Origin of the sequence: Hymenobacter cyanobacteriorum, assembly GCF_022631375.1 — a bacterium.
GTDB lineage: Bacteria > Bacteroidota > Bacteroidia > Cytophagales > Hymenobacteraceae > Hymenobacter > Hymenobacter cyanobacteriorum.
In genome coordinates, this window is record NZ_JALBGC010000003.1 from 337,576 (window position 1) to 360,744 (window position 23,169).

Annotated in this window: 22 protein-coding genes; 13 read left to right on the forward strand and 9 right to left on the reverse strand. The window is 63.3% G+C overall.

The window, feature by feature from the left end; genetic code table 11:
* Positions 1–76: 76 nt before the first annotated feature.
* The 4 genes from MON38_RS11255 to MON38_RS11270 all read left to right on the forward strand — a co-directional run bounded on the left by MON38_RS11255 (position 77) and on the right by MON38_RS11270 (position 4,925).
* Positions 77–1,234 carry an acyltransferase family protein gene (locus tag MON38_RS11255; RefSeq protein WP_241936266.1) on the forward strand — a complete coding sequence of 386 codons (1,158 nt, stop codon included), beginning with the start codon at positions 77–79 and terminating at the stop codon, positions 1,232–1,234.
* A gap of 129 nt (positions 1,235–1,363) precedes the next feature.
* Complete coding sequence (rimO, locus tag MON38_RS11260) at positions 1,364–2,677, forward strand: 30S ribosomal protein S12 methylthiotransferase RimO (protein WP_241936267.1); 1,314 nt, start codon at positions 1,364–1,366, stop codon at positions 2,675–2,677.
* A 107-nt stretch (positions 2,678–2,784) separates the two neighbouring features.
* Positions 2,785–4,380 (forward strand): bacillithiol biosynthesis cysteine-adding enzyme BshC, encoded by a 1,596-nt coding sequence (gene bshC / locus MON38_RS11265; RefSeq protein WP_241936268.1) that lies wholly within the window; start codon positions 2,785–2,787, stop codon positions 4,378–4,380.
* A gap of 14 nt (positions 4,381–4,394) precedes the next feature.
* Positions 4,395–4,925, forward strand: a complete 531-nt coding sequence (locus MON38_RS11270; protein ID WP_241936269.1) for an SMI1/KNR4 family protein — start codon at positions 4,395–4,397, stop codon at positions 4,923–4,925.
* A gap of 189 nt (positions 4,926–5,114) precedes the next feature.
* Here MON38_RS11270 and MON38_RS11275 read toward each other — a convergent pair whose 3' ends face one another.
* Entirely contained in the window at positions 5,115–7,982 is a 2,868-nt protein-coding gene (locus MON38_RS11275) for a PAS domain S-box protein (protein WP_241936270.1), read from the reverse strand.
* A gap of 223 nt (positions 7,983–8,205) precedes the next feature.
* Between MON38_RS11275 and MON38_RS11280 the strand changes: the two genes are divergently transcribed.
* The 3 genes from MON38_RS11280 (at position 8,206) to MON38_RS11290 (ending at position 10,305) form a co-directional block, all read left to right on the forward strand.
* Positions 8,206–8,799 (forward strand): 5-formyltetrahydrofolate cyclo-ligase, encoded by a 594-nt coding sequence (locus MON38_RS11280; RefSeq protein WP_241936271.1) that lies wholly within the window; start codon positions 8,206–8,208, stop codon positions 8,797–8,799.
* Positions 8,800–8,936: 137 nt separating this feature from the next.
* The gene (locus tag MON38_RS11285) at positions 8,937–9,464 is read left to right on the forward strand and encodes an ExbD/TolR family protein (RefSeq protein ID WP_241936272.1); all 528 of its coding nucleotides are present in this window, start codon (positions 8,937–8,939) and stop codon (positions 9,462–9,464) included.
* Between the two features lie 4 nt (positions 9,465–9,468).
* Complete coding sequence (locus MON38_RS11290; protein WP_241936273.1) at positions 9,469–10,305, forward strand: energy transducer TonB; 837 nt, start codon at positions 9,469–9,471, stop codon at positions 10,303–10,305.
* Between the two features lie 63 nt (positions 10,306–10,368).
* On the opposite strand, the gene MON38_RS11295 is transcribed toward MON38_RS11290, so the two are convergent.
* The 3 genes from MON38_RS11295 to mnmC2 form a co-directional block, all read right to left on the reverse strand.
* Complete coding sequence (locus MON38_RS11295; RefSeq protein ID WP_241936274.1) at positions 10,369–10,926, reverse strand: GDYXXLXY domain-containing protein; 558 nt, start codon at positions 10,924–10,926, stop codon at positions 10,369–10,371.
* A 22-nt stretch (positions 10,927–10,948) separates the two neighbouring features.
* Positions 10,949–12,235, reverse strand: a complete 1,287-nt coding sequence (locus MON38_RS11300) for a DUF2157 domain-containing protein (protein ID WP_241936275.1) — start codon at positions 12,233–12,235, stop codon at positions 10,949–10,951.
* A gap of 153 nt (positions 12,236–12,388) precedes the next feature.
* Positions 12,389–13,123: a tRNA (5-methylaminomethyl-2-thiouridine)(34)-methyltransferase MnmC2 gene (gene mnmC2 / locus MON38_RS11305; protein ID WP_241936276.1), complete on the reverse strand. Its 735-nt coding sequence runs from the start codon at positions 13,121–13,123 to the stop codon at positions 12,389–12,391.
* Positions 13,124–13,144: 21 nt separating this feature from the next.
* Here mnmC2 and MON38_RS11310 point away from each other — a divergent pair, with 21 nt between their 5' ends.
* Positions 13,145–13,570 carry a thioesterase family protein gene (locus MON38_RS11310; RefSeq protein ID WP_241936277.1) on the forward strand — a complete coding sequence of 142 codons (426 nt, stop codon included), beginning with the start codon at positions 13,145–13,147 and terminating at the stop codon, positions 13,568–13,570.
* A gap of 128 nt (positions 13,571–13,698) precedes the next feature.
* Positions 13,699–14,781, forward strand: a complete 1,083-nt coding sequence (rlmN, locus tag MON38_RS11315; RefSeq protein ID WP_241936278.1) for a dual-specificity RNA methyltransferase RlmN — start codon at positions 13,699–13,701, stop codon at positions 14,779–14,781.
* Between the two features lie 19 nt (positions 14,782–14,800).
* On the opposite strand, the gene MON38_RS11320 is transcribed toward rlmN, so the two are convergent.
* From MON38_RS11320 to MON38_RS11330, 3 genes are all read right to left on the reverse strand, one after another.
* Positions 14,801–15,535: a hypothetical protein gene (locus MON38_RS11320; protein ID WP_241936279.1), complete on the reverse strand. Its 735-nt coding sequence runs from the start codon at positions 15,533–15,535 to the stop codon at positions 14,801–14,803.
* A 136-nt stretch (positions 15,536–15,671) separates the two neighbouring features.
* Entirely contained in the window at positions 15,672–16,751 is a 1,080-nt protein-coding gene (locus MON38_RS11325; RefSeq protein WP_241936280.1) for a hypothetical protein, read from the reverse strand.
* 289 nt (positions 16,752–17,040) lie between these two features.
* The gene (locus MON38_RS11330) at positions 17,041–17,313 is read right to left on the reverse strand and encodes a hypothetical protein (RefSeq protein WP_241936281.1); all 273 of its coding nucleotides are present in this window, start codon (positions 17,311–17,313) and stop codon (positions 17,041–17,043) included.
* A gap of 148 nt (positions 17,314–17,461) precedes the next feature.
* Here MON38_RS11330 and MON38_RS11335 point away from each other — a divergent pair, with 148 nt between their 5' ends.
* From MON38_RS11335 to MON38_RS11345, 3 genes are all read left to right on the forward strand, one after another.
* Positions 17,462–18,049 (forward strand): thioredoxin family protein, encoded by a 588-nt coding sequence (locus MON38_RS11335; RefSeq protein WP_241936282.1) that lies wholly within the window; start codon positions 17,462–17,464, stop codon positions 18,047–18,049.
* Positions 18,050–18,261: 212 nt separating this feature from the next.
* A complete protein-coding gene (locus tag MON38_RS11340; RefSeq protein ID WP_241936283.1) occupies positions 18,262–18,630 on the forward strand; it encodes a hypothetical protein in 369 nt (122 codons plus the stop codon).
* A 5-nt stretch (positions 18,631–18,635) separates the two neighbouring features.
* Positions 18,636–19,208, forward strand: coding sequence for a helix-turn-helix domain-containing protein (locus MON38_RS11345; protein WP_241936284.1), 573 nt, complete (start codon positions 18,636–18,638; stop codon positions 19,206–19,208).
* An 84-nt stretch (positions 19,209–19,292) separates the two neighbouring features.
* Here the strand turns inward: MON38_RS11345 and MON38_RS11350 are convergent, their stop codons facing one another.
* Positions 19,293–19,646, reverse strand: coding sequence for a four-helix bundle copper-binding protein (locus MON38_RS11350; protein ID WP_241936285.1), 354 nt, complete (start codon positions 19,644–19,646; stop codon positions 19,293–19,295).
* Between the two features lie 195 nt (positions 19,647–19,841).
* Here MON38_RS11350 and MON38_RS11355 point away from each other — a divergent pair, with 195 nt between their 5' ends.
* Positions 19,842–22,127 (forward strand): B12-binding domain-containing radical SAM protein, encoded by a 2,286-nt coding sequence (locus tag MON38_RS11355; protein WP_241936286.1) that lies wholly within the window; start codon positions 19,842–19,844, stop codon positions 22,125–22,127.
* Between the two features lie 40 nt (positions 22,128–22,167).
* On the opposite strand, the gene MON38_RS11360 is transcribed toward MON38_RS11355, so the two are convergent.
* Positions 22,168–23,133, reverse strand: coding sequence for a hypothetical protein (locus MON38_RS11360; RefSeq protein ID WP_241936287.1), 966 nt, complete (start codon positions 23,131–23,133; stop codon positions 22,168–22,170).
* Positions 23,134–23,169: the final 36 nt, after the last annotated feature.

The following is a 23,169-nucleotide window of genomic DNA, read 5'->3' on the forward strand; positions in this document are numbered from 1 at the left end:
TGTAATAAACAGTTTCAGAGAAGCGGGGAATAGTTGGTTGGCCAACTGTTCCCCGCTTTTTTGCATCCTTGCAGGTATGCCGCAACCCGATACTCTGCCCGCGCCCGCCCGCCTCGACCTCTTCCTGAGCCAGAAGCTACGCTTTTGGTCGCTGGTGGCCATGGTGCTGCTGATTTACGTGCACGCCTACAACCTGCACCCGCGCTACCTGCAGCCCTTCACGCCGGTGCAGGAGCCATTGGGGCCGGGAACCTGGCTGCAATATTTTCTGGCCAACGGGCTGCTACGCTTCCGCATTCCCATTCTGTTCGCCATTTCGGGCTACCTGTTTGCCTGGCGCGACGGCGCCGAGCCGCACGGCCAGCGCGTGAAGCGCCGCCTGCGCACGCTGGGCCTCCCCTACCTGCTCTGGAGCGGACTGTGGCTGCTGGCCCTGTGGGCACTGGAGCAATTCCCGATTACCAAACAGGCGGTGGTTGATGCCGAAATCAGCCCATTCTGGCCCCGGCAGCTGCTTAGCCAGCTCAGCGACGGTGAGCTGCTGGTGCGCTGGCTGGTGGAACCGGCTCCGTTCCAGCTGTGGTTTTTGCGCAGCCTGCTGGTGTTTAACCTGGTGTATCCGTGGCTGAAAAAAGTGCTGCTGCGTTGGCCCACAGCGTATTTTTGGGTAGCGGGGCTGCTGTGGTTTTTCATGGTGCCGCTGCCGCTGATAGAAGGCGAAGGCCTGTTATTTTTCGGGCTGGGCGTGTGGCTGGCGCTGCGCAACGCGGACGTGCTGACGCCGCCGCGCTGGTTACGCCTGCTCCCGCTGGCGGCGCTGTGGCTGGGCGTGTGCGCGCTCAAAACCTGGCTGGCGTTTCACGTCGGGCCGCCGTTTTCGCTGCCGCTGGGCCTCACAATGCTGGCGTTGCATAAGGTGGGCGAAGTCAGCGGCGTGCTGGTAGCGTGGTTTGGGCTGAATGGCCTCGTGCGATGGTGCATGGCCCGGGCCTGGTTTCGTTGGCTGACGGGCTTTTCGTTCATGATTTACGTGCTGCACGTGCCGCTGGTGAACTATGCCACCGAGCTGGCGTTGCGCTATGGCCGGGCGGTGCCGCACATCCACCTGCTCACCTACCTGGGGCTGCCGCTGCTGATTGTGGCCGTCAGTGCCGGGCTGGGCGCGCTGCTGCGCTGGGCGTTACCGCAGGTTTATGCGGTGCTCACTGGTGGGCGGGGACTGGCTACGTCGTAAATTTGTCGTCCTGAACGGACTGCCTGTCCTTTTTGCATTCCGAATTACCCGCTTTTATTCAAGTCATTATCCGCGCCGCTATCCTGCAAAAGCTGCCTAATCCGCGCGCCAGCCGACAATTCCGCATTCATGAAGGTTAGAAATCAGACCACCAATAAAGTAAACGTCATCACCCTCGGCTGCTCGAAGAACATCGTGGACAGCGAAGTCCTGATGGGCCAGCTCCAGGCCAACGACTTCGACGTGACCCACGAGGCCGAGAAGTCCGACGCCAACATCGTCATCATCAACACCTGCGGCTTCATCGACAATGCCAAGCAGGAAAGCATCGACACTATTCTGCGCTACGCGGATGAGAAGGAAGCCGGCCGCCTGGACAAGCTCTACGTGACGGGTTGCCTCTCGCAGCGCTACAAAGACGAACTGGAAGTGGAAATCCCGCAGGTGGACGCCTATTTCGGCACCCTGGAACTGCCCCAGATGCTGAAGGTGCTGAACGCCGACTACAAGCACGAGCTCATCGGCGAGCGCCTGATTACCACGCCCAAGCACTACGCCTACTTCAAAATTGCGGAGGGCTGCAACCGCCCCTGCTCGTTCTGCGCCATCCCGCTGATGCGCGGCAAGCACGTTGACCGCAAGATTGAGGACCTGGTAAAGGAGGCCAAACGCCTCGCCAGCATGGGCACCAAGGAGCTGATTCTCATTGCCCAGGACCTGACGTATTACGGCCTCGAAGCCTACGGCGAGCGCAAGCTGGCCGACCTGCTCCGCAACCTGTCGGACGTGAATGGCATCGACTGGATTCGCCTGCAATACGCCTACCCTTCGCAGTTCCCGCTGGATGCGCTGGACGTGATGGCCGAGCGCGGAAACATCTGCAAATACCTCGACATGCCCCTGCAGCACGGCTCCGATGCCATGCTGAAAAGCATGCGCCGCGGCATCACCAAGCGCCGCACGATTGAGTTGGTCGACACCATTCGGCAGCGCGTGCCGGGCATTGCCCTGCGCACCACGCTCATCGCCGGCCACCCCGGCGAAACGGAAAAGGATTTCCAGGAAATGTACGATTTCGTGGAGCAGACGCGGTTTGAGCGCCTGGGCATCTTCACCTATTCGCACGAGGAAAACACGCACTCGCACACCCTCGTGGACGACGTGCCGGCGGAGCTGAAACAGGAGCGCGCCGACGCCATCATGGAACTGCAGCAGGGCATTTCGATGGAGCTGAACGAAGCCCGCGTGGGCCAGACCTACAAGGTACTGTTTGACCGCAAGGAGAGCGGCCATTTCGTGGGCCGCACCGAATTCGACTCGCCCGAAGTAGACAACGAAGTGCTGGTGGCCGTGGAGAAAGACACCTTCGTGCGCCTCGGTGATTTCGCGAACGTGAAGATTGATTCGGCGTCGGATTTCGACCTCTACGGGCACTTGGTCTAACGGCCGAACCGACCCAAAACTAACTTTTCCGGCAGGGCCGGGTTTTGTACGGACTTTTGCCATTGGCACGGGTTCGCACCGAACCCGGCCCCGCTCGTATTACCCCCATGCCTACTCGCTGTACCACGCTGCCCTACGCCGAAACCGGCGCCTTCTCGGGCCTGCTGACTGACTATATTGCCCAGAAGCCTGCCCTGGCGCCCTTCTATAACCGCTGGCCCGCGCTGGAAAATTTCGCGGCCCAGATTGAAGAGAAACAGGCCAGCTACACGCCCGAGGCGCGGCAACGGCTGGTAGCGGCTTTGCGTGAGCAATACGGGCCGAACCCGGCTCCGGCCATCGAAGCTAATTTGCAGCTGCTGGCACAGGAAACCACCTTTACCGTGACGACCGGGCATCAGCTCAATCTGCTCACCGGGCCGCTGTATTTCATCTACAAAATCGTGTCGGCCATCAAGCTGAGCCGCGAGCTGAAGGCCGAATACCCGCAGTACGATTTCGTGCCGGTGTATTGGATGGCCACCGAGGACCACGATTTCGCCGAAATCAACCACTTTTCGCTCTTCGGCAAAACCTACGCTTGGGACGCGGCCGGCACTGGCGGCCCCGTAGGCCGGCTGGCGCTCGATGGTTTCACGGAGCAGCTATTGAGCCAGCTGCCGCCCGAGGTGCCGGCGGCTTTTCACGAGGCGTATTCGGCATCACAAAACCTGGCCGAAGCTACCCGCAAACTGGCCGATGCGCTGTTCGGCGAGTTTGGGTTGGTGACGCTGGATGCCGACCGCCCGGCCCTGAAACAGGCCCTAGTGCCGCTCCTGACCAAGGAAATCAAGGAGCAGGTGTCCAACGCCGCCGTGCAGGCCACCAACGGCCGCCTCACGGCCGCCGGCTACAAGCCGCAGGTATATTCGCGGCCCATCAACCTGTTTTTCATCACCGACGAGGGCAAGCGCGAACGCCTAGAACCCGACGCCAGCGGCGCCGACTGCGTGGAAGTGACCATCCGCAACACGGCCAAATGCCATAGCCAGGCCGAACTGCTGGCCCTGGCCCAGGCGCATCCCGAGCAGTTCAGCCCCAACGTGGTGCTGCGGCCGGTATATCAGGAAATTCTTTTGCCCAACCTCGTGTACATCGGCGGCGGGGCCGAGGTGGCGTACTGGTTTCAGCTCAAGGACGTGTTTGCGGCGTTCGGGGTGCCCTACCCCATCGTGCTGCCGCGCAACTCGGCCGAGTACATCAGCCGCGCCAACGGCGGCAAGCTGAAAAAGCTGGGCCTGACCTGGCGCGAAATCTTCCGGCCGCTGCCGGAGCTGAAGAAGCAGGTGGGCGCGGCCCTGGGCCAGGAGGAAATTAGTTTAAAAGAGCAGCAGCAGGCGCTGGCCGCCGCATTCCAGCAAGTGCAGGACGTGGCCCAGCGCCTCGACCCCACACTGGTGAAAACCGTGGCCGCCGAAGCTCAGAAAGCCGCCGCCGGCCTCGCCGGCCTCGAAAAGCGCCTGAGTAAGGCCGCCGAAACCAAGCACGAAACCGCCTACACGCAGCTGGCGGCGCTCAAGGATAAGCTATTTCCCGGCGGCGGCTTGCAGGAGCGCAGCGAAAACGTGCTCAGTATTCTGATTAACAACCCCGAATTTATTCAGCAGCTAATTGAGGCGTTTGAGCCGTTGGCGCTGGAGTTTACGGTGCTGGAGGAGGAGTAAGGCGGAAAATATTTATGCTGGAGATAGTAGATAGCTGCCTGCAATGGATGGTGAACCATCGATTGAATAATATACCATTGCCGGTTCACCCTGCAATGGCAGCTTGGCATCCATCTCCTTATGCTGATGATGGATACGAAAGCTGGATACCCATTGCCAGTACGGTTACAAATCAGCAACTAAACGATTTAGAAGCATCAATTAATTATGCGCTGCCAGCAGACTATCGTTGTTTTCTGCAGCACAAGCATTTCTATGAACTGCTGCTGGGAGATGCTGAATTCTTTCCACATCCCATTGGTGAGTGGCAGCAAATATTACTCCGCCAAGTACTTACCAACTGGCCACTAGCGTGCCAGCAGATGGGACTTATTCCGTTCGCTTCCTGGGGTGGAGCCGGTGATTTGTTATGCTTTTCGGCTAACTCAATGTCTCCCGATTACCCTGTAGTGCTTTGGAATCATGAGGATTGGAGTATTGAAGATTTCAGCCCAAATTTCACCTCATTGCTGGATGAACTGGCGACAGCGCGCTCATTGGATTAAATGGTAGTGCATTCGGAGTTAGCAAGCTCAGCCTACGCACTTGCCAGCCACTTAGCCCCATCCACAGGCGGGACAGTACGCCGCAGTGATAAGCTGCGTTAGACCCCATTAAGCCGTTGCAGCATTTTTGAGAAACTAACTACTGGCCAAGATTCAGCGCGTAGCTGTGGCCGGCTGCTGGCCTGATTTTCAATCCGTGAGCTCGGCGCAGAGGCCGGCCAGGGCGCGCTCCACGCCGGCTACCAGCTGGGCCAGGGCCTGGCGCAGCACGGCGGGTGCTTCGGGCGTGGCGGCGGGTTCGTCGCTGTGCAGGCGCACCAGTACCTCCAGGGCTGGCGCCACGTCGCAGATGCCCAGCGTGTGCAGGTTGGGCTTGATGTGGTGCGCCAGCCGGCCCACTTCGGGCCAGTTGGCGGCCGCGCCGGCGGCTTTCAATTGGGCGAGGCTGTTGGGCATGTTGGCGAGGAACGAGCGCACGATTTTGCGCACGAATTCCTCGCGGCCCTTGGCCATCTCGCGCAACGGAGCCAGATTGTAGGCCGGCGCGGCGGGCGGCAGGGCCGGCAGCAGCGCTTCCATGGTCTGGTAGAGGGTAGCCTCATCGTAGGGCTTGGTGAGGCAGGCGTTCACGCCAGCGGCCAAGTAGCGCTCCACATCGGCCCGGAAAGCATTGGCGGTAAGTGCGATAACAGGCGTCGCGGCGCGGTGCGGGTCGGGTATTTGGCGCAGGCGCTGCGTCACGTCGATACCACTTAGGCCAGGCATCTGGATGTCGGTGAGGACCAGGTCGTAGTCGACTTGAGTCAGCAAGCCCAGGGCCACGGTGCCGTCCTCGGCCTCGTCCAGGTCCACGCCCCAGGGTTCCAGCATCATGCGAGCCACGGTGCGGTTGATTTCGTTGTCCTCCACCAGCAACACGCGGGTGCCCACCAGCCGGCCGGTGTTGTAGGCGGCGTCGGTGGCGTCGGCCACGGCGGGCGCGGGCGCTTTCGGAAAGCGCAGCTCGAAATCGAAGCTGCTGCCCTGGCCGGGCGTACTGGCCAGGCGCAGCTGCCCGCCCATCTGCTCCACCAGCGCACGCGAGATGCTCAGGCCCAGGCCGGTGCCGCCGTGGTGGCGGGCCGTATCGGCATTGGCTTGCGTGAAGCTTTCGAAGATGAGCGCCTGCTTGCCGGCCTCGATGCCCGGGCCAGTATCGGCCACGCAGAAGCGCACGCCGAGCGTGTCGGCCGTTTCGTCCAGCAGCGCGCTGCTGACGGATACGCTACCAGCGGCGGTGAACTTAATGGCGTTGCTTACCAGGTTCAGCAGCACCTGGTTGAGGCGGTGCGCGTCGCCCACCACCCAGGGCAGCGGGCAGCTTTCGCGCAGCGGCACGTCGGTGAAAGTCAGGCCTTTTTCGCGGGCCTGGGCGGCCAGCGGGGCCAGCGCTTCGGTCACCGATTCGCTCAGGTTAAAGGTGACGGCCTCCAACTCCAGCTTGCCGGCCGAGATTTTGGCCATGTCGAGCACGTCATTCAGCACGGCCAGCAGGTGGCGGCCCGACGAGCTGATGACGCGCACCAATTCCTGCTGGCGCACATCAAGGCGGGTTTTGGCCAGCTGGGCCGTCATGCCCAGCACGCCGTTCATGGGCGTGCGGATTTCGTGGCTCATGTTGGCCAGGAAGTTTTCGCGGGCGCGGGCCGAGGCTTCGGCTTCGTCGCGGGCGCGCTGGCTTTCGCGCTCGGCCAGCACGCGGTCGGTGATGTCGTGCGAGTGCGAAATGATGTAGGGCTGCTGGCCGGGCTCGCGCACCACAAAAGTGTGGTAGAGCAGGTGGCGCAGCTCGAAGCTGCCGCGCGGCAGCGCCCGCAGCACCCGCAGCACGCCCTGGGCCTCGCCCCGATTATCGATGCGGGCCAGGAAATCGCCGAAGCCGGCCTGGTCTTCGGCCAGCAGGTAGGTGGTCATGGGCTGGCCCACGAGGTCGGCGGCGGGGTGGCCCAGCAGGTTGGCCAGGGCCGGGTTCACCGAGAGCAGGTGGCCGGCCAGGTCGTAGGTGCAAATGAGGGCCTGGGCGTAGTGCATCAGGTCGCGGTACTGCTTTTCGCTGCGGGCCAGCGTGTCCTGGGCCTGCTTCAGGTCGCTGATGTCGGTGCTCACGCCCAGCACGTGCACGCTGCCATCGGGCCGCAGCAGCGGGCGTTTCACGGAGTGGAACCAGCGCATTTCGCCGGTGGCCAGCGCGAGACGGTCTTCGGAGGTGATTTCCTGGCCGGTGGCCAGCACGAGGTCGTCGCCGGCGGCGTAGCGGGCCGCGTCGCGGGCGGCCTCGTCGGCAGCTTGCGGGGTGGCGTGGCCGGCTCCGCTGAGCTGGGCCATGGCGCGGTTGCTGAATACGAACTGCCCGTCGGCGTCGCGCACGTAGATGGCGCTGGGGTTGGTATCAAGCACCTGCTGCATGAATTCCTGCTGCTCGCGCTGGGCGGCTTCGCTGCGCTGGCTGCGGGCCTCGGCCTGCACGCGGGCCGTCACGTCGAGGCCGTAGCCGAGCATGAAGGGCTTGCCGGCGCCCACTTGGGCCAGCAGCTTGAAGTGGCGCTGGTGGTAGCGCGGGCCTTCGGGAAAAGGCGTGCAGTCGTCCCACACCACCGGCTCGGCGCTGCGCAGGGCCTGCTCGAACATACGCGAGCGGTGCCGGGCCAAATCGAGCGGGTAGCCGTAGCGCTCGCAGAATTCGATGACCGTGTGGCCGATGAGCCAGGCGCGGTGCTCGGGGTCGGGCACGGCCTGGGGGTTGGCGTAGAGGTAGCGAAACTGTTCGTCGAGCACCACCACTTCCACAGGCAGCTCATCCAGAATGGTTTCGTAGAAAGCCCGTTGCGCGTCACCGGCCGGATTGGCCAGTCGGTTAGCGGTTAGCGCCATCAGGCGCTGCAGGCGGTCGAGCGCGGCCTCCTCGTTGGCGCGGGCCTGAGCCAGCTCCCGTTCCAGCTGCTCCAGCCGGGCCTGTACGGCCGGGTCGAGCTCGGCGGGCACGTGGTTGGAAATAAGGCGGGCGGCTGAGGTAGACACGGATAACAATAGCTGGAACGCAGAGAATAAATACCCTACCGCCGCGCCTCCGTAATGCCGGGCCGCGGCAAGTGTCTGGCAATTTACATCGCCCACGCAATGCATTGCGGGTTTGGCCGCCAGAATTTTGCCAATGGCCTCCGTGGCCCCACCAACGGCGCGCCCGCCGGGCCCAACGGCAAGCGGCGGCACGCCGTAATTTCGGCCGGCCCACCCACTGCTCATGCCCACCAAAGCCGACCTCCGCCGCGCCTGTCTTGCCCGCCGCCTGGCCCTCGCGCCGGATGAGGTAGCGCGCCGTAGCGATAAGCTGCGCGAGCGGCTGTTTCGGCAATTCCCGGTGGCGCAGTGGCAGTGGCTGCATGTGTTTTTGCCGCTGGCCAGGCAGAATGAGCCCGATACCTGGGACTTCATTCGCTGGGTATGGGGCGAAGAGTTGCCACTACGGCTGGCCACGCCCGTGGTGCAGCCCGATGGCATTTCGCTAAAGCATTACGAGCTGACGCCCGACACCCAGCTCACCCAAAACCGCTGGGGCATTGATGAGCCGGTGCCCGACCCCAGCACCGCGCCCGAGGTACTGCCGGCCGTGCTCGATGCCGTGCTGGTGCCGCTGCTGGCCGTGGATGAAACGGGCCAGCGCGTGGGCTACGGCGGCGGCTTCTACGACCGGTTTCTGGCGCAGTGCCGGCCGGGCACGCAGTTCATCGGCCTGAACGTGCTGGATGAGCCGCCCGCCGGGCGCATTGCCGATGTGCTGCCCACCGATGTGCCGCTCACGGCTTACCTCACGCCGGGCGGCTTATGGCGCTTTTAGGGCAAGCAGTAGGAACGTGGGCGCGAGCGGTTTAGTATGCGCCGCCAAAGCGAAATATATTTTCATAAGAAGCTCACAATAAGCGCTTCCAGCAAAGCGTTGGCCGGGTAATTCTCACCTTCTAAAGGACTGAACCCATGGCCGAAATCCAGCAGCAAGCCGCCGGCAGCAGCAAGCCCGGCAAACGACGAGCGAAACAGCTCTCGACGCGCATCGACATGACGCCCATGGTGGACCTGGCGTTTCTGCTTCTCACGTTTTTCATGCTCACCACCACCTTCGCCAAGCCAGCGGTGATGCAGCTCACGATGCCGGTGAAGCCCACGGATGAGGAAGATAGTGGCCTCAAGCATTCGCAGGCCATGACGGTCATTCTGGGCAAGGACCATCAAGTGCACTATTTCTTCGGACTGAATGCGCCGCAGGATAAAACCGTGCTCGTGCCCGAGGTAAAGACTACCTCTTTCGCGCCTGATGGCATTCGGCAAGTGCTGCTCGCCCGGCAGCAGCAACGGCATGGCCTGATGGTGCTCATCAAGCCGTCGCCCGACTCGAAATATCAGGATATGATTGACTTGCTGGACGAGATGAACATCACGAACCAGAAGAAATACGCCCTCGTGAAAATCACGCAGGACGATTTGAACCTCCTCAAAAACAATTAATATCATGATGACCAATGCCCAGCTGGCCACGGCCAGCCTCGACGACATCGTGTTCGATGGTCGCAACCGCCACTACGGAGCCTATCAGCTCCGCGCCATGTATCAGCGCCATATGACGCGTGCGCTGGTCATCGCCACCGCCATTCTGGCGCTGATTCTGGTGTTTCCGCTGGTGGCGCAGTTGCTGGCCAAGGCCGCGCCGGTGGCGAAGCCCGTCATTGTAGATGCTAAACCGGAAAACTTCGGTATTGAAGCCGTAGTCCCGCCCATTGCGCCGCCGCCGCCTGTCGAAGCCGTTAAGCCCCCCACTACGGCACCGCAGCCGCCCACAATTCAGAACCTGGTGCCTGTGGTGGCGAAGGACGACAAGGTGAACCCGGACAATAAAGTCCCCGACCAGAAGGACTTGGAAGGCAAGGAATCGGGCGTACGCACCATTGAGGGCGACCCCGGTGCCGGGCCGACTGTTCCTAATGACCTGCCGCCCGGCAAGGATAACGGCGTCGTACCTGAAGTAGCCAAGCCCTACACATTTGTAGAGCAGATGCCCGAACTGCCCGGCGGCGGCGGCCAGTTGGCCATAGTAGTGGCTATCCAGAAAGCCGTGCGCTACCCATCCATGGCGCTGCGCAACGGAGTAGAGGGAAAAGTTTTCGTGAGCTTCGTGGTTGACCCCAAAGGCGAGGTAACGGACGTGAAAATTGTGAAAGGCCTGGGTTCGGGACTTGATGAGGAAACAATTCGAGCTATCAAAACGCTGCCCCGCTTCATTCCTGGCAAGCAGAACGGCCGCGAGGTAAGCGTAGCATTCACCGTGCCCGTGACTTATAAGATTCAATAGCTGCTATCGCCACCTAAGCAGCTACAGTAAAGGGCCCTGCCGGAAGTATCCGGCAGGGCCCTTTTATTTTTTTGCCGGCTCGGCTTCCACATTCGTGATGCGGGCCTGGCCCCAGGGCGCGATGCTGACGCGCACCCGCAGCGGGTGCAGGCGGCCGGCTTTTTCGAGGCGCAGGCCGCTGCCTTCGGGCACGTAGTAGCGCTCGAGGTTGAAGCGCAGGTTGAAGGAAGCGGGGTACACATCGGTCACCCAGCCGCGCAGCACGGCCTGGCCTACGCTGGGTGTGGGGGCCTGCGGGTACACGCCCACGGCAGTGCTCAGGCTATCCGAGCCGGTGGCCAGCAGCACGAAAACCGACTGGCGGCGCTTGGGGGCTTCGGGGCCGTGCCAGCGGCTCAGCGGGTTTTCGCCGATGGCGTAGCGCAGGCGCACGAAGTCGCCGTAGAGCAAGTCGCGCGGGTCGATGGGCGTGGTGGCCAGCACCACCCGCTTGCCCAGGGCCGTGGTGGCGTAGCCCGCGCCGGCCACGCCCAGCACGTAGAGCACCTGCGCGGCCACCAGCGTCCGCAGCAGCGGCCGGCGGCGGGCCGGGGCCGAGAACCAGGAGAGCAAGTCGGTCATTCGATAATTATGAAATGCGGCATTACGAATTACGAGTTGCTTCCGGGGCTTCGGAATTATCGGCAGCCAGGGCGGGCGCGCCGGCTTGCTGGGCCACGGCCGGGGCCGCGGCGGCCAGCACCTGGGCGTTGCGGCGGCGCAGGTACCAGCTCAGGGCTAACAGCAAAATGCCCCCAATCAGGAAAAACAGCGACTTATCCATGAAGCCCCAGGTGAGCTTGAAGTAGGCCACGGCGGTGGCAGCCACGAACAGTACCGCGCCGATGGTAAGCTGGTCGGAGTCGTGGTCGCGGTTGGCACGGGCCAGCACCGAACCGGCGTGGGCATACAGCACTACCAGGGTAGCCACGGCCAATGACAACCCGCCCGAGAGGTAAAAACCCGGCAGCAGCAGCAACCACTCGGGCAGCGTGGCCAGCGTGCCCCGCGCCCGCTTGCCGGCCACCGAAATTGCCAGCACGGCCACTAGCGCCCCCAGGTAGGGCAGTAGCGGGGGTCGCAGTACGTTGGCGTAGGCATCGGCTTCGCCAAAAACGGCCAGCCCAAACATGAACAGGTAAGCGGCTACCAGCGGCGGGACTTGCAGGGCCCGGCCGCCGAGGCGGTTGGGCTGCCAGTCGCCGGCCGCGTAGATGAGCATGGCCGGCACAAAAAACCAGGTAATCTTGGCGTGGAGCGCGATGATGAGCAGGCCCGCCTGCCAGAGCAGGCCGGCGGCCAGCACGTAGCTGCCCACCACGTCGGGCCGGCGCCACCAGTAGTAGCCCAGCCCGCCCACCACCAGCCAGGCCGTGACGTAGCTGAAGATGCCCAGCGACTCGACGCAGTACGTTTGCACCGCCGCGCCGATGAGCACCGTGAGCAGCACCAGCAGCCGCGAGCCGTACACGTAGCTCAGGCCCACGCCGGCCACCACCCAGGCCAGCAGGCCGCTGGCATCGTAGCCTACCAACTGGTAGAGCTGGCTGGTGAGGATGATGCTGGCTCCGAACAGAATCAGCCCGAGTCCGATGAGGCCGTGGCCCAAATCGGGGTTGCCGCGCCGCAGAAAGTAGCTGCCCGCCGCGTAGCTGCCCACTAAGCTGCCCAGCAGCAGCGCCAGCCGCAGGGCCGCGGGCAGGCCCTGCCAGTTGGCCGCCACCACGCTTAGGCCGCTCAGGCCCACCAGCACGCTGCCCAGTATCGGGAGCAGCCCCAACGCGGGGGCCTGCTGCGGGTAGCGCGCCAGCAGTTGCTGCCGCTGCGCCTCGCTGATGAGGCCATCGGCCACCCAGCCGGGGCTTTCGGTATCAAGAAATCGGCGGGACAAAAGAGTGGTGGGTTGGTGGAATAGGAAGGACAAAAGAACTATCATGCTGAGCGAAGGCGCCGCCGCAGTCGAAGCATCTCTACCGCAATAGTAAACCTTGCGGTTAAAATTACTTGCCCGGCAGAGATGCTTCGCCTGCGGCGGCGCCTTCGCTCAGTATGACAGTGGATTATTTCCACCCTCCTTCCGCGCCCGCGTCATCTCGCGCTTGCCGGGGGGGCCGGGCAGCTTTTCCGTCAGCCAGCCGGCGGCGCGCAGGTTGCGTCGGAACTGGCCCTGCGCGCAGTAGCTCACCAGCACCGCGCCGGGCGCGGCGGCGGCGTAGAGCTGGGCGAATACGGCTTCCGTCCACAGGTCGGGCTGTTTTTCCGGGGCAAAGGCATCGAAATAGATGAGGTCGTAATAACCAGCGGGCAGCACTGCATCTTGCAGCGCCTGGTGCCGCTTGCGCAGCCCGAAGCCGGGCAACAGCTGCGTCGGCGCATCCCAGGGCGCGGCGTGCAGCTCGGCAAACAGCTCGCGCAAGGGCGTGCCGCGTGCGTCCCACTCGGGCTGCAGGGCGGCCACCACGGCGGGCGGCAGCGGAAAAGTTTCGAGGCCGTCGTACTCGATAAATACACCGGCGGCCTGGGCAGCTTCCAGCGTCAGCAAGGCGTTCAGGCCGGTGCCGAGGCCGATTTCAAGAAGGCGCAGCGGCTGGCCGGTTTCGGCGGCGGCGGGCAGCAACGGCAGCAGCCCGTGCCGGATGAACACGTGCGCCGATTCCTGCCGCGCCCCGTGCTGCGAGTGGTAATGCTCGTTCAGGGCCGGCACGAAGAGCGTGGCCGAGCCGTCGGCCGTGCGGCGCACCTCTACCTTTGGCTCGCCGGAGAATTCTTCATTCTTCATTCCTAATTCTTCATTGAAAAGATGCCCCGCGTAAAAGTAGCCCTGCCCGACACCTTCCCCTTCGCCACCGAAATTCCGGTGCGCATCACCGACCTCAACTACGGCGGCCACCTCGGCAACGATGCCCTGCTGGGCCTGCTGCATGAGGTGCGGATAGAATTTCTGCGATTCCTCGGGCTGGATGGCGACTACGACCCCATCAGCAAGCTCGGCCTCATCATGGTGGATGTGGCGGTGGAGTACAAGGGCGAGGCTTTCCACGGCGACGTGCTGCGCGTGCAAATGGCCGGCAACGAGCTCAGCAAATACGGCTTCGATGTGGTGTACCACGTGCACAACCAGGCCGGCAAGGAAATCGCCCGCGCCAAAACCGGCATGCTCTGCTTCGACTACAACCAGCGCAAGCTGCGCCTGCTGCCCGAGGAGTTGGCCGCGCGGCTGGGGTAGCCGTGCGCTAGCTGTCGTTCCGAACGCGGGGAGGAATTCGGGGCCGCTACATTGCTCAGATTCCTCACTGCGTTCGGAATGACACCCGGCCGGGAACCCAACGCCCTACCAGCTTGTATCTTTGCACTATGCTGCTAGAATTGCCCCTCGCCCCCGTTGTTAAAAAGCGCGATATTCGCAAAACCTCGCCCGACGAGCTCAAGGCCTTTATGGTGGAGCACGGCGAGAAACCTTTCCGTGCCAAGCAGGTAACGGAGTGGCTGTGGAAGAACACCGCCGCCACGTTCGAAGAGATGAACAACATCTCGGTGGCCACCCGCGAGCTGCTCGACCAGCATTTCGTCATCAACGGCGTGACGGTGCAGAACAAGCAGCTCAGCAACGACGGCACCATCAAATCGGCTTTCAAGCTCTACGACGGCAACGTGGTGGAGGGCGTGCTCATTCCGCACGACACGCGCATGACGGCCTGTATCTCGAGCCAGGTGGGCTGCTCGCTCACGTGTAAGTTCTGCGCCACGGGCTACATGGACCGCAAGCGCAACCTCGACGCGGCCGAGATTTACGACCAGGTGGTGCGCATTCGGGAGCAGTGCGAGGCCCAGTACGGCACGCCGCTCACCAACATCGTGTACATGGGCATGGGCGAGCCCCTGCTCAACTACGCCAACGTGGTGGAAAGCGTGCGCCGCATTACCGCCCCCGATGGCCTGAACATGGCCCCGCGCCGCATCACCATCAGCACGGCCGGCATTGCCAAGATGATTAAAAAGCTGGCCGATGACGACGTGAAGGCCAACCTGGCCCTCTCGCTGCACGCCCCGACGGACGCCAAGCGCAACGAAATCATGCCCATCAACGAGGCCAACTCGCTGGCCGCGCTGAAGGAAGCCCTGCAGTACTACCACCAGAAAACCGGCCGCAAAGTCACCTACGAATACATCGTGTTCGACGGCTTCAACGACGGGCTCGACGATGCGGCCGAGCTGCTGAAAATCAGCAAGTGGCTGCCCTGCAAAATCAACCTCATCGAGTACAACCCCATCGACAACGCCAGCTACCAGAACGCGGAGGCCGACAAAATCACCGCCTTCCACAAGTTCCTGGCCGACCGCGGCGTGCAAACCAACATCCGCCGCTCGCGCGGCAAGGACATCGACGCCGCCTGCGGGCAGCTGGCGGTGAAGGAGGAGAAAACGGCCCTGGCCTAGCGGCCCGGGCCTGCGGGCCTCAGCGCTTCTTCTTCGCGTCTTCCCCCAACATGATGAGGTAAGTCGGGCACTTGCTCATCATCAGGGTGGCCAGCTTGATGCCAAAGGCCTCCATGCTTTCCTTGTTGCCGAGCTGCTCTGTCGAATACACGGTCATGAGCGCGGGCATGTTTTTGATGACCGTGGTTTGCATGATTTTGCTCATGGTTTCGCTGCGGCCGGCCACAGTCATCGCCTTCAATGGGTGGCGCGCATCCTCGGCCGATAGCTGCACGCACACGCTGTCGGCCATGGGCTGCAGCACCGCTCTTTCCTCCTCCGAGATGTTGTTCATGCTCTGCTGGCCTTTGGGCCCCAGGCCTTTTTGAGCCGAAGAAGTGCGCAGAATCAGCTTCATCGAGCCAGGGCAGTCCACGCTCAGCATTTTCACGGCGGTTTCGCCCATGTCGTGGCCTATTTTGTTGCTGCTCAGGCCGCGGCGCTTGCCCGCGCTTATCAGGTCGGTGAACTCGCTGGCGTGCTCGCTCATGCTCGTCATCATCAGGCGCAGGAACAAGTCATCGGCCTGCTTGGGCGTGAGCTTTTCAAGGTCCTGGCGTTGCCCCTCGGCCTGGATGCGGGTGCAAAGCGAGTTGGCAATCAGCCGCGCAAAACGGTTGTGGCCGGGCAGCGTATCGGTGGCCTGGGCCGCCACCGGCTGGCACGTGGCCCAGCCTAGCAGCAACAGGCCCAGAAGTGGTAGAAAGTGTTTCATGCAGGCAAGATAGCGCCGCGCCCGGTTTTCGCGCCCGGTTTTCGCGCCCGGTTTTTGGGGGCTGCGGGCCCGGCCCGGCAACAAAGCGCGCCGCCCAGGCCCGAGCGGCGCGCTTTGCACGGCCAGTAGCAGGCGCTTACTTCACGCCTTTGCCAAAGCGAAAAGTGAAGTCGATGTACAGCGGAATCACGTAGCTGGAGAAGCCCTGGCCGGGCACGCGCACGGTTTGGTACGTGGTGGTATACTGGCCGTTGTTGGGGTTATAGTAATAGTTGGCCCGCTGCTCGTCGTGGCCAAACTCGTAGTAATAAACCGCTCCCAGGCCCAGGCTGGTGCGGCGCCAGTTTATTTTGAGGCCGTAAAGGCCGCCCATGCCGGCATTGGCATCGGCCACAATGTAGTTTTCGCTGAGCAGTGAAATCCGGCGCGACACCCGGCGCTGGCCGCCTACCTGCAGAATCGGAGTTGAGCCAATATTGCCCTGCACGAAGCCGTAGCCGAGCCCCACGGTAAAATTATTGTCGGCCCCGCCGTAAGTGAGCGCGCCGTAGCCAATGCCCGCGCCGGTCCCGGTGCCCTGCGAGTCGAAGTTGGGCACGCGCACATAGAGCAAGCCAAATCCCACGTTCAGGTTGTCGCGGATGGGGTAGCTGATTTTGGGCGTGAACACCAGAAGCTGCTGGTCGAGCGACAGGCCCGGGATGATTGACATGTAGCCGCCCAGCGAAATATTGTCGGTGATGCCGTAGTTTATTCCCAGCAGGTACACGTCCACGTCCTGCAGGGAGGCTTCGTTCTTGCGCAAGCCCCGGCCCGTAGGCGCAAAAAACAGGCGGTTGCCGTTGCCAATGTCGTAGTAGCCCGCCTTGGTAGTGGGCGGTATGGGCCCTTGCAGGTCGGCCCGGCGAATCTGGGCGCGCTCCAGGGTGAGGTGGCCCAACTCCTTGGCATCGAACTCGAGCGCGGTCAGGCTCATGCTTACCAATACGCCGGTGAACGTGGTGCCCTGCACGGTTTCGACGCGGTAGGTGCGCCCCAGCAGGAACGGGTCGGCGACGGCAGGCGCCGCTGCGGGAGCCCCAACCGCCGCGGCGGGCGCAGCGGCGGGCACCGGCGCTACGGGCGGGTTGTTCAGTACGGGCGGGGCCGTTTGTGCCAGGGCCGCGCCGCTGCCCAGGGCCAGTAGTGAAAATAAGGAAAGTAGATTTTTCTTCATGACTGGTTTAGTTTCCTCAAAGATGCATCACTATCCGGCCATGGTTGCAAACCAAAACTTTGCCCAATAAGACCTTTCCTCAGCTGGCAAGCCCGTACTCCTGCAAAGCTTCCGGGCAGCTATAACACTTGATTAACAGGCAATAGCAAACCGTTAACCACAGCCAGCTTTCCACCACCATCAGACTTTTCATTGGCCGCTGCCAGGGGTTTTTACTTCTCTTAAGCGCACAAAAAAGCCCGGCCTGGCAGCCGGGCTTTCGTTTTTGCAGCCAGTGCGGGCTCGGGCGCTAGTCGGCCAGGCCGTCGTGGTTGCGGTCTTTGGCGTCGCCAGCGGCTTTGTACAAGTCTTTGCCGGTGACTTTGCGGGCGGTGTCGCGGGCGAGGCCGGCCGTGGCCGAGTCGCCGCCGGCCACGCCGTCCTGGCCGGCGGCCATGCCTTTTTTGGTGTAGCCGCGCTCGACGTTGGTGTCGCCTTCTTTGGTGCCGGAGCTACAGGCGCTGGCCGAGGCCAGCACGACGCCGGCCACTGCCAGCGAACGGAGGAATTGTTGGGAAAACATGAGGAACAGAATGGGGAGGTGATGCGGGAGCGAGGCTGCAAGGTAAAGAAATAACCCGCCGCCGCGCAACCCGTACCCCCGCCAGCGGTTGTGTCCGGTACCGGCGTGCGCCGGCCCGGCCCCGCTCCTATTCCATTCAACTTCGCTTATGCCCAACGCCCCGTTGCCCACGCCCGCCTATACCTACCCCGAGTTCCGCGCCCTGGTGGGCCGGCTGGCCGCCGAGCACCGCACCACCGGCCTTGACCAGACGCCCGGCCTCGTGCGCTACACCGACCAGAACCAGGCCCACCTCGACCGCGGCTCGGCCGTGCCGCTGTTGCCCGCCCTGCTCGAACGCCTGCGCCAGCTGCCCCGCCCCGAGCAGTGGCTGGTGCTGGGCGAGGCCTGGTGCGGCGATACGGCCCACACGCTGCCCATTTTGGCCCACCTGGCCGCCCAAAGCCAGGGCCGCGTGAGCCTGCACGTGGTGCTGCGCTCCGACCACCCCGAGCTGATGGCCGCTTACCAGACCGATGGCAAAAACAGCATCCCCAAGCTCATCCGCCGCGATGCCGAAACCGGGGCCGACCTCGGCACCTGGGGTCCCCGCCCGGACGCCGCGCAGGCCCTCAGTCACCAGCTGCACGGCGATGCCTCGCTGCATACCAACCAGATTGTGAAAGGCATGAACGAGTGGTACGCGGCCGATGCCGGCCAGTCGGTGCAGCAGGAGTTGCTGACGACGTTGGGGTAATAGCACAGCAATGAGGTTGAATATTCTGTCCGTCATGCTGAGCGCAGCCGAAGCATCTCTACCGCGCAACGCAATCAGTTGCCTATTGCGGTAGAGATGCTTCGGCTGCGCTCAGCATGACGTGCCATTGATTTCCCGTTCCAGCCCCAAAGCCCAAAACTTGTGATACGGGAAATTTCCCCTATTTTCACCTTCCCAATTATCGGCATTATATGCTTCAACCGTTGCGTCGTCGTTTCCAACAGCACGTGGCCCGGTGGCCCTGGCGGCGGGTGGCGCTGCTGGCCGGAATTAGTTTTGGGCTGGCACTGATGCTGATAATCTACCTGTTTGGGGTGAGTGACCACTTTTTCGGTCGACTTTTTTTCGCGTTTCTCGTATTCGTCTGGCTGCTCTCGGTCACCTTCCTGGCCGTGGTTCCGTTCGTGACCTGGGCTACGGCCAACTGGTTCGGGCGGGGCTGGGCCGAAGCCTCGACGCCGGTGCCGCGCCCACGGCGGGCGGCGGCCTCGGCCGGCACGGCCGCCAGCGCGCGTACCGTTTCCTCACCGGCTTCCTCACGGCGGCCTCAAACACGTTAAAGCCCTTGAAAACGAATCTCCTGCATATCAAAAACATGGTGTGCCCCCGGTGTGTGGAGGCAGTACACGGCCTGCTGGAGCGCGCCGGCTACCGGCCCAAAACGGTGTCGCTCGGCGTGGCAGAACTGGATGAGGCAACCCCCGCCGACCCCGAGGCCCTGGCCCCGCTGCTGCACGAAGCCGGCTTCGAGCTGCTGCGCGGCCGGGCCGAGCAGCTCACCGAGCAAATCAAAGGCACGCTGGCCGAATACCTCGAACACCTGCGCACGGCGCGCTCGCCGCTCACGACTTCGGCTTTCCTGACGGACCGGTTTGCGGCCACCTACTCGCATTTGAGCAAGGTGTTTTCGCGCACTGCGCACCTCACCATCGAGAAATACCTCATCCGTCTCAAAATTGAGCGCGTGAAGGAACTGCTCAGCTACGGCGAGCTGACCCTGAACCAGATAGCCGACCAGATGCGCTACAGCTCGGGCCAGCACCTGAGCAACCAGTTCCGGCAGGTGACGGGTTACTCGGTGAGCGAGTTCCGCCGCCTGATGCTCCCCGAGCGCATGTCGCTCGACGCGCTGGCGTGAGGCAACATGGTAAGTGAGTAAATGAGTAAGGGCTCGATACCGATGGATTCACACGGTATCGGGCCCTTACTCATTTACTCACTTTCATTTACCATACGCGCGGCAGGCTTCGAGGCAGGCCTGGCAGGCTTCGGCGCAGCGCTGGCAGTGGTCGTGCTGGTGCTTGGCGCATTCGTCGTGGCACTTCTGGCAAATTTCGATGCACTCCTTGAGCACGTGCTGAGCGTGGTCGGAACCGCGGGCGATGAAGGCGGCGGTGAGGCGGCAAATGTCGGCGCAGTCGCGGTCGAGGCGGATGCAGGGCACCATCATGGCAACGTCGGCTTCGGCCAGGCAGGCGTCGGCGCACATTTCGCAGGCGGTGGCGCAGCGGGCCAGGGCTTCGAGCACGGCGCTATTGTCGCGGTTGGTTCGGGTGTGGGCGGTGGGCATTTGCATGAGAAAGCGGGTTTAGCGTGAAGGAATGAGCAACTGCTTGTTCTTACGAGGATGGCAGCCCGCCCAGCCGTGTAGAATTTGCGCCCCGACAATACAGAATTAGGTCGGGCGCGTAGCTGCATCGTTACCCGGCGGCCAGCCCCGAGCTTTGCGGAAAATTGAACCCCGGCCCCGGCCGCCGGGTTAGTCTCCACCGTGCACGACCACTCGCCCCGCATCCTGCTCCTCACGCCGCCGCTCACGCAGCTCAATACCCCCTACCCGGCCACGGCCTACATCAAAGGGTTTCTGACGGGGCGCGGGTATGCCGTGACGCAGGCCGACATGGGCCTGCAGCTGGTGCTGCGGCTGTTTTCAGAAGCTGGCCTGCGGCGGGTTTTTCAGGAAATCGAAGCCGGGAATTTTGACCTGAGTGATAATGCCAAGCGCATGCTGCGGCTGCAAAACCGCTACCTGGCCACCATCGGTCCGGTTATCCGGTTTTTGCAGAACAAGGACCTCACGCTGGCCCCGCGCATCTGCCACGGCCGGTTTTTGCCCGAGGCCAGCCGCTTCGATAACGTGGCCGACCTCGAAACCGCCTTCGGCACCATGGGCCTGACGGACCAGGCCCGGCACCTGGCTACGCTCTACCTGGAGGACCTGGCCGACCTCATCAAGGAAACCGTGGGGCCGCACTTCGGCTTCTCGCGCTACGCCGAGAAGCTGGCGCTGTCGGCCACCAGCTTCGAGCCGCTGCACCAGGAGCTGGCAGCCGCCCCCAACCTGCTCGACCGGATGCTGCTGGAGGAACTGGAGCCGCTGCTGGCGCGCGTGCAGCCCGACATGGTGGGTTTCACGGTGCCTTTTCCGGGTAACCTCTACGGAGCCCTGCGACTGGCCAAGTACATCAAGCACATCAGCCCCGCCACGGTGACGGTGATGGGCGGCGGCTACCCGAACACCGAGTTGCGCGACATCAAAGAGCCGCGCTTTTTCGATTACATCGATTTCCTGACGCTCGATGATGGGGAAGGGCCGTGGCTGCGGCTGCTGGAGTATTTATCCTGTCATCCTGAGCGGAGCGAAGGACCTTATTACGTTCAGACGGTTAGCGGTAATTCAAACGTTCTCGAACGTGATAAGGTCCTTCGCTCCGCTCAGAATGACAGACAGTTATTGCAACGCACTTTTCTGCGCGACGAAATCGGCCAGATTCAATACATCAACCACCCGCATCCCGACGTGCCGCACGCCGAGGTGGGCACGCCCGACTACTCCGACCTGCCCCTCACCGAGTACCTCTCGGTGCTGGAAGTGCTGAACCCCATGCACCGCCTCTGGAGCGACGGGCGCTGGAACAAGCTGACCGTGGCCCACGGCTGCTACTGGAAGCGCTGCTCGTTCTGCGACGTGACGCTGGACTACATTGCGCGCTACGAAACGGCCCCCAGCACGCTGTTGGTGGATAGAATTGAGCAGATTATCGCGCAAACGGGCCAGACCGGCTTTCACTTCGTGGATGAGGCCGCGCCGCCGCTGGCTCTGCGCGATTTGGCGGTGGAGCTGCTGAAGCGCCGCGTGCCCATCACCTGGTGGGGCAATATTCGGTTCGAGAAAACCTTCTCGGCCGACCTGTGCCGGCTGCTGGCGGCCTCGGGCTGCATCGCGGTGAGCGGCGGGCTGGAAGTAGCTTCGGACCGGCTGTTGGCCCTGATGGAAAAGGGCGTAACCATTGCGCAGGTGGCCCGCGTGGCCGACGGCTTCACGCAGGCCGGCATCATGGTGCACGCGTACCTGATGTATGGCTTCCCCACCGAAACCGCTCAGGAAACCGTGGACAGCCTCGAAGTAGTGCGCCAGTTGTTTGTGGCCGGCGTGGTGCAGAGCGGCTACTGGCACCGCTTCTCAATGACGGCCTACTCGCCCGTGGGCAAAAACCCCGCGAAGTACCAGGTGGCGGCCATTGGCCCCGAGCCGGCCGGCTTCGCCTGGAACGACCTGTGGCACGACGACCCGCTGGGCACCGACCACGAAGCCTTCGGCCCCGGCCTGGCCAAGAGCCTCTACAACTACCTGCACGGCGTGGCGCTCGATGAGCCGCTGGCCCGTTGGTTTGATTTCAAGACCCCGCGCCCCACAACCCCGCGCCACCTGGTGCAGCAGGCCCTGCAAGCTCCCGAAAAGCCCGATTTTGCCAAACAAAACCAGCGCCTGTTCTGGCTCGGCAACGCCCCCGAAATTCGTATCGAGCCGGGCAAAAAAGTACCCCGGGCCGTGCTCACCTGCTACGAGCAGGCCGAGGATTTCGAAGTAAAAACCACCGAGGCCGCCGGCCGCTGGCTGCACCAGTTGCTCACGCAACTCAGCCGGGATTTCGACACCAAAGTGCTGCTGAAGGATGCGGCGGCCTCCTTTCCGAAATCGGAAGGGGCGTTTGAAGCCTTTTTACAGACGCCGGCCTGGCAGTTGCTACGCGAAAAGGGCCTGTTGCTGCTGTAGAGGCCGCGCCCCTGCGCGCCTTGGCGTTGAACGAGGGCGACTAGCGGCTGCGCACCCACTCCACCACCTCGCCCGGCAGGCCCGGCCCAAACTGCACGTTCAGGCCCGCCCCGCTCAGCAGGTCGGCACTCGTGGCGCGGTAACTGCGCACGAGGTTGCCCTGCCGGCTGCCCACGGCGGCCCGCAGCTGGGCGGCGCGCGGCACGGCATCGGCTCCGCCATACAAGCCCAGCACGGGCAATTTGCGGTTGCGCAGCTCGCGGAAAGCCGGGCGGCTGGCCGCATCTACTAGGGCGTTCTGTACGATGAAGAAAGCCAGCGGCGGGTGGGCAGCCGCCAGTGTCGTAGCCCGGTTGCCGGCTGCCCACACGCCAAGGCTAGCGGTATCGGCGCCGGGCGTGGCCCGCAACTGGCGCAGGGCAGCCAGCAGGCGCGGCACTTCGGCCGTAGCCGAATCGGCCGGCGGCGGCAGCAGCAGCACAATGACGCCCGCCCGGGCCAGGGCATCGGCCCAAAGGGCGGCGGCGGGAGTGGTAGCGGCATCGGGCAGCAGCACGAGGGCCGCGCCGGGCGTGCCGATATCGGTAGGGGCAAACAGCCAGCTGGGAGCGCCAGCCACCGGCAACAGCCCCACGCGGTAGCTGCTGGGGTCGGGCACGCCCCGTTTGAGCAGGATGAGCGGTACCGACGTGGAATCGACGGCTAGGGTGCCGCGCCAGAAATCACCTTCCAGCGTCAAAGTCAGGGTTTGGCCGGGGCGGGCGGGGCGCACGAGGCGCAGCTGGTTGCCGGCCAGCAGCAGTGTATCGGCCACGAAGCTGAGGGCGGGGGCGCCGGGCACGGTCAGCTCGGCATCGTAATGGCCTGCACTGGGGTGGCGAATATCGAGCGAAGCCTTTAGCTGCGGGCTACCGGTGGCCCCGATGCTGCCCTGGTAATGGCCCACGGGTGGGGCGGCGGCGGTGTCGATTGGCGGGTGTTGGGGCTGGCAGGCGGCGAGGCCCAAGGCTAGCAATAGGGCCGGCCAACTGTTTCGGCCAAG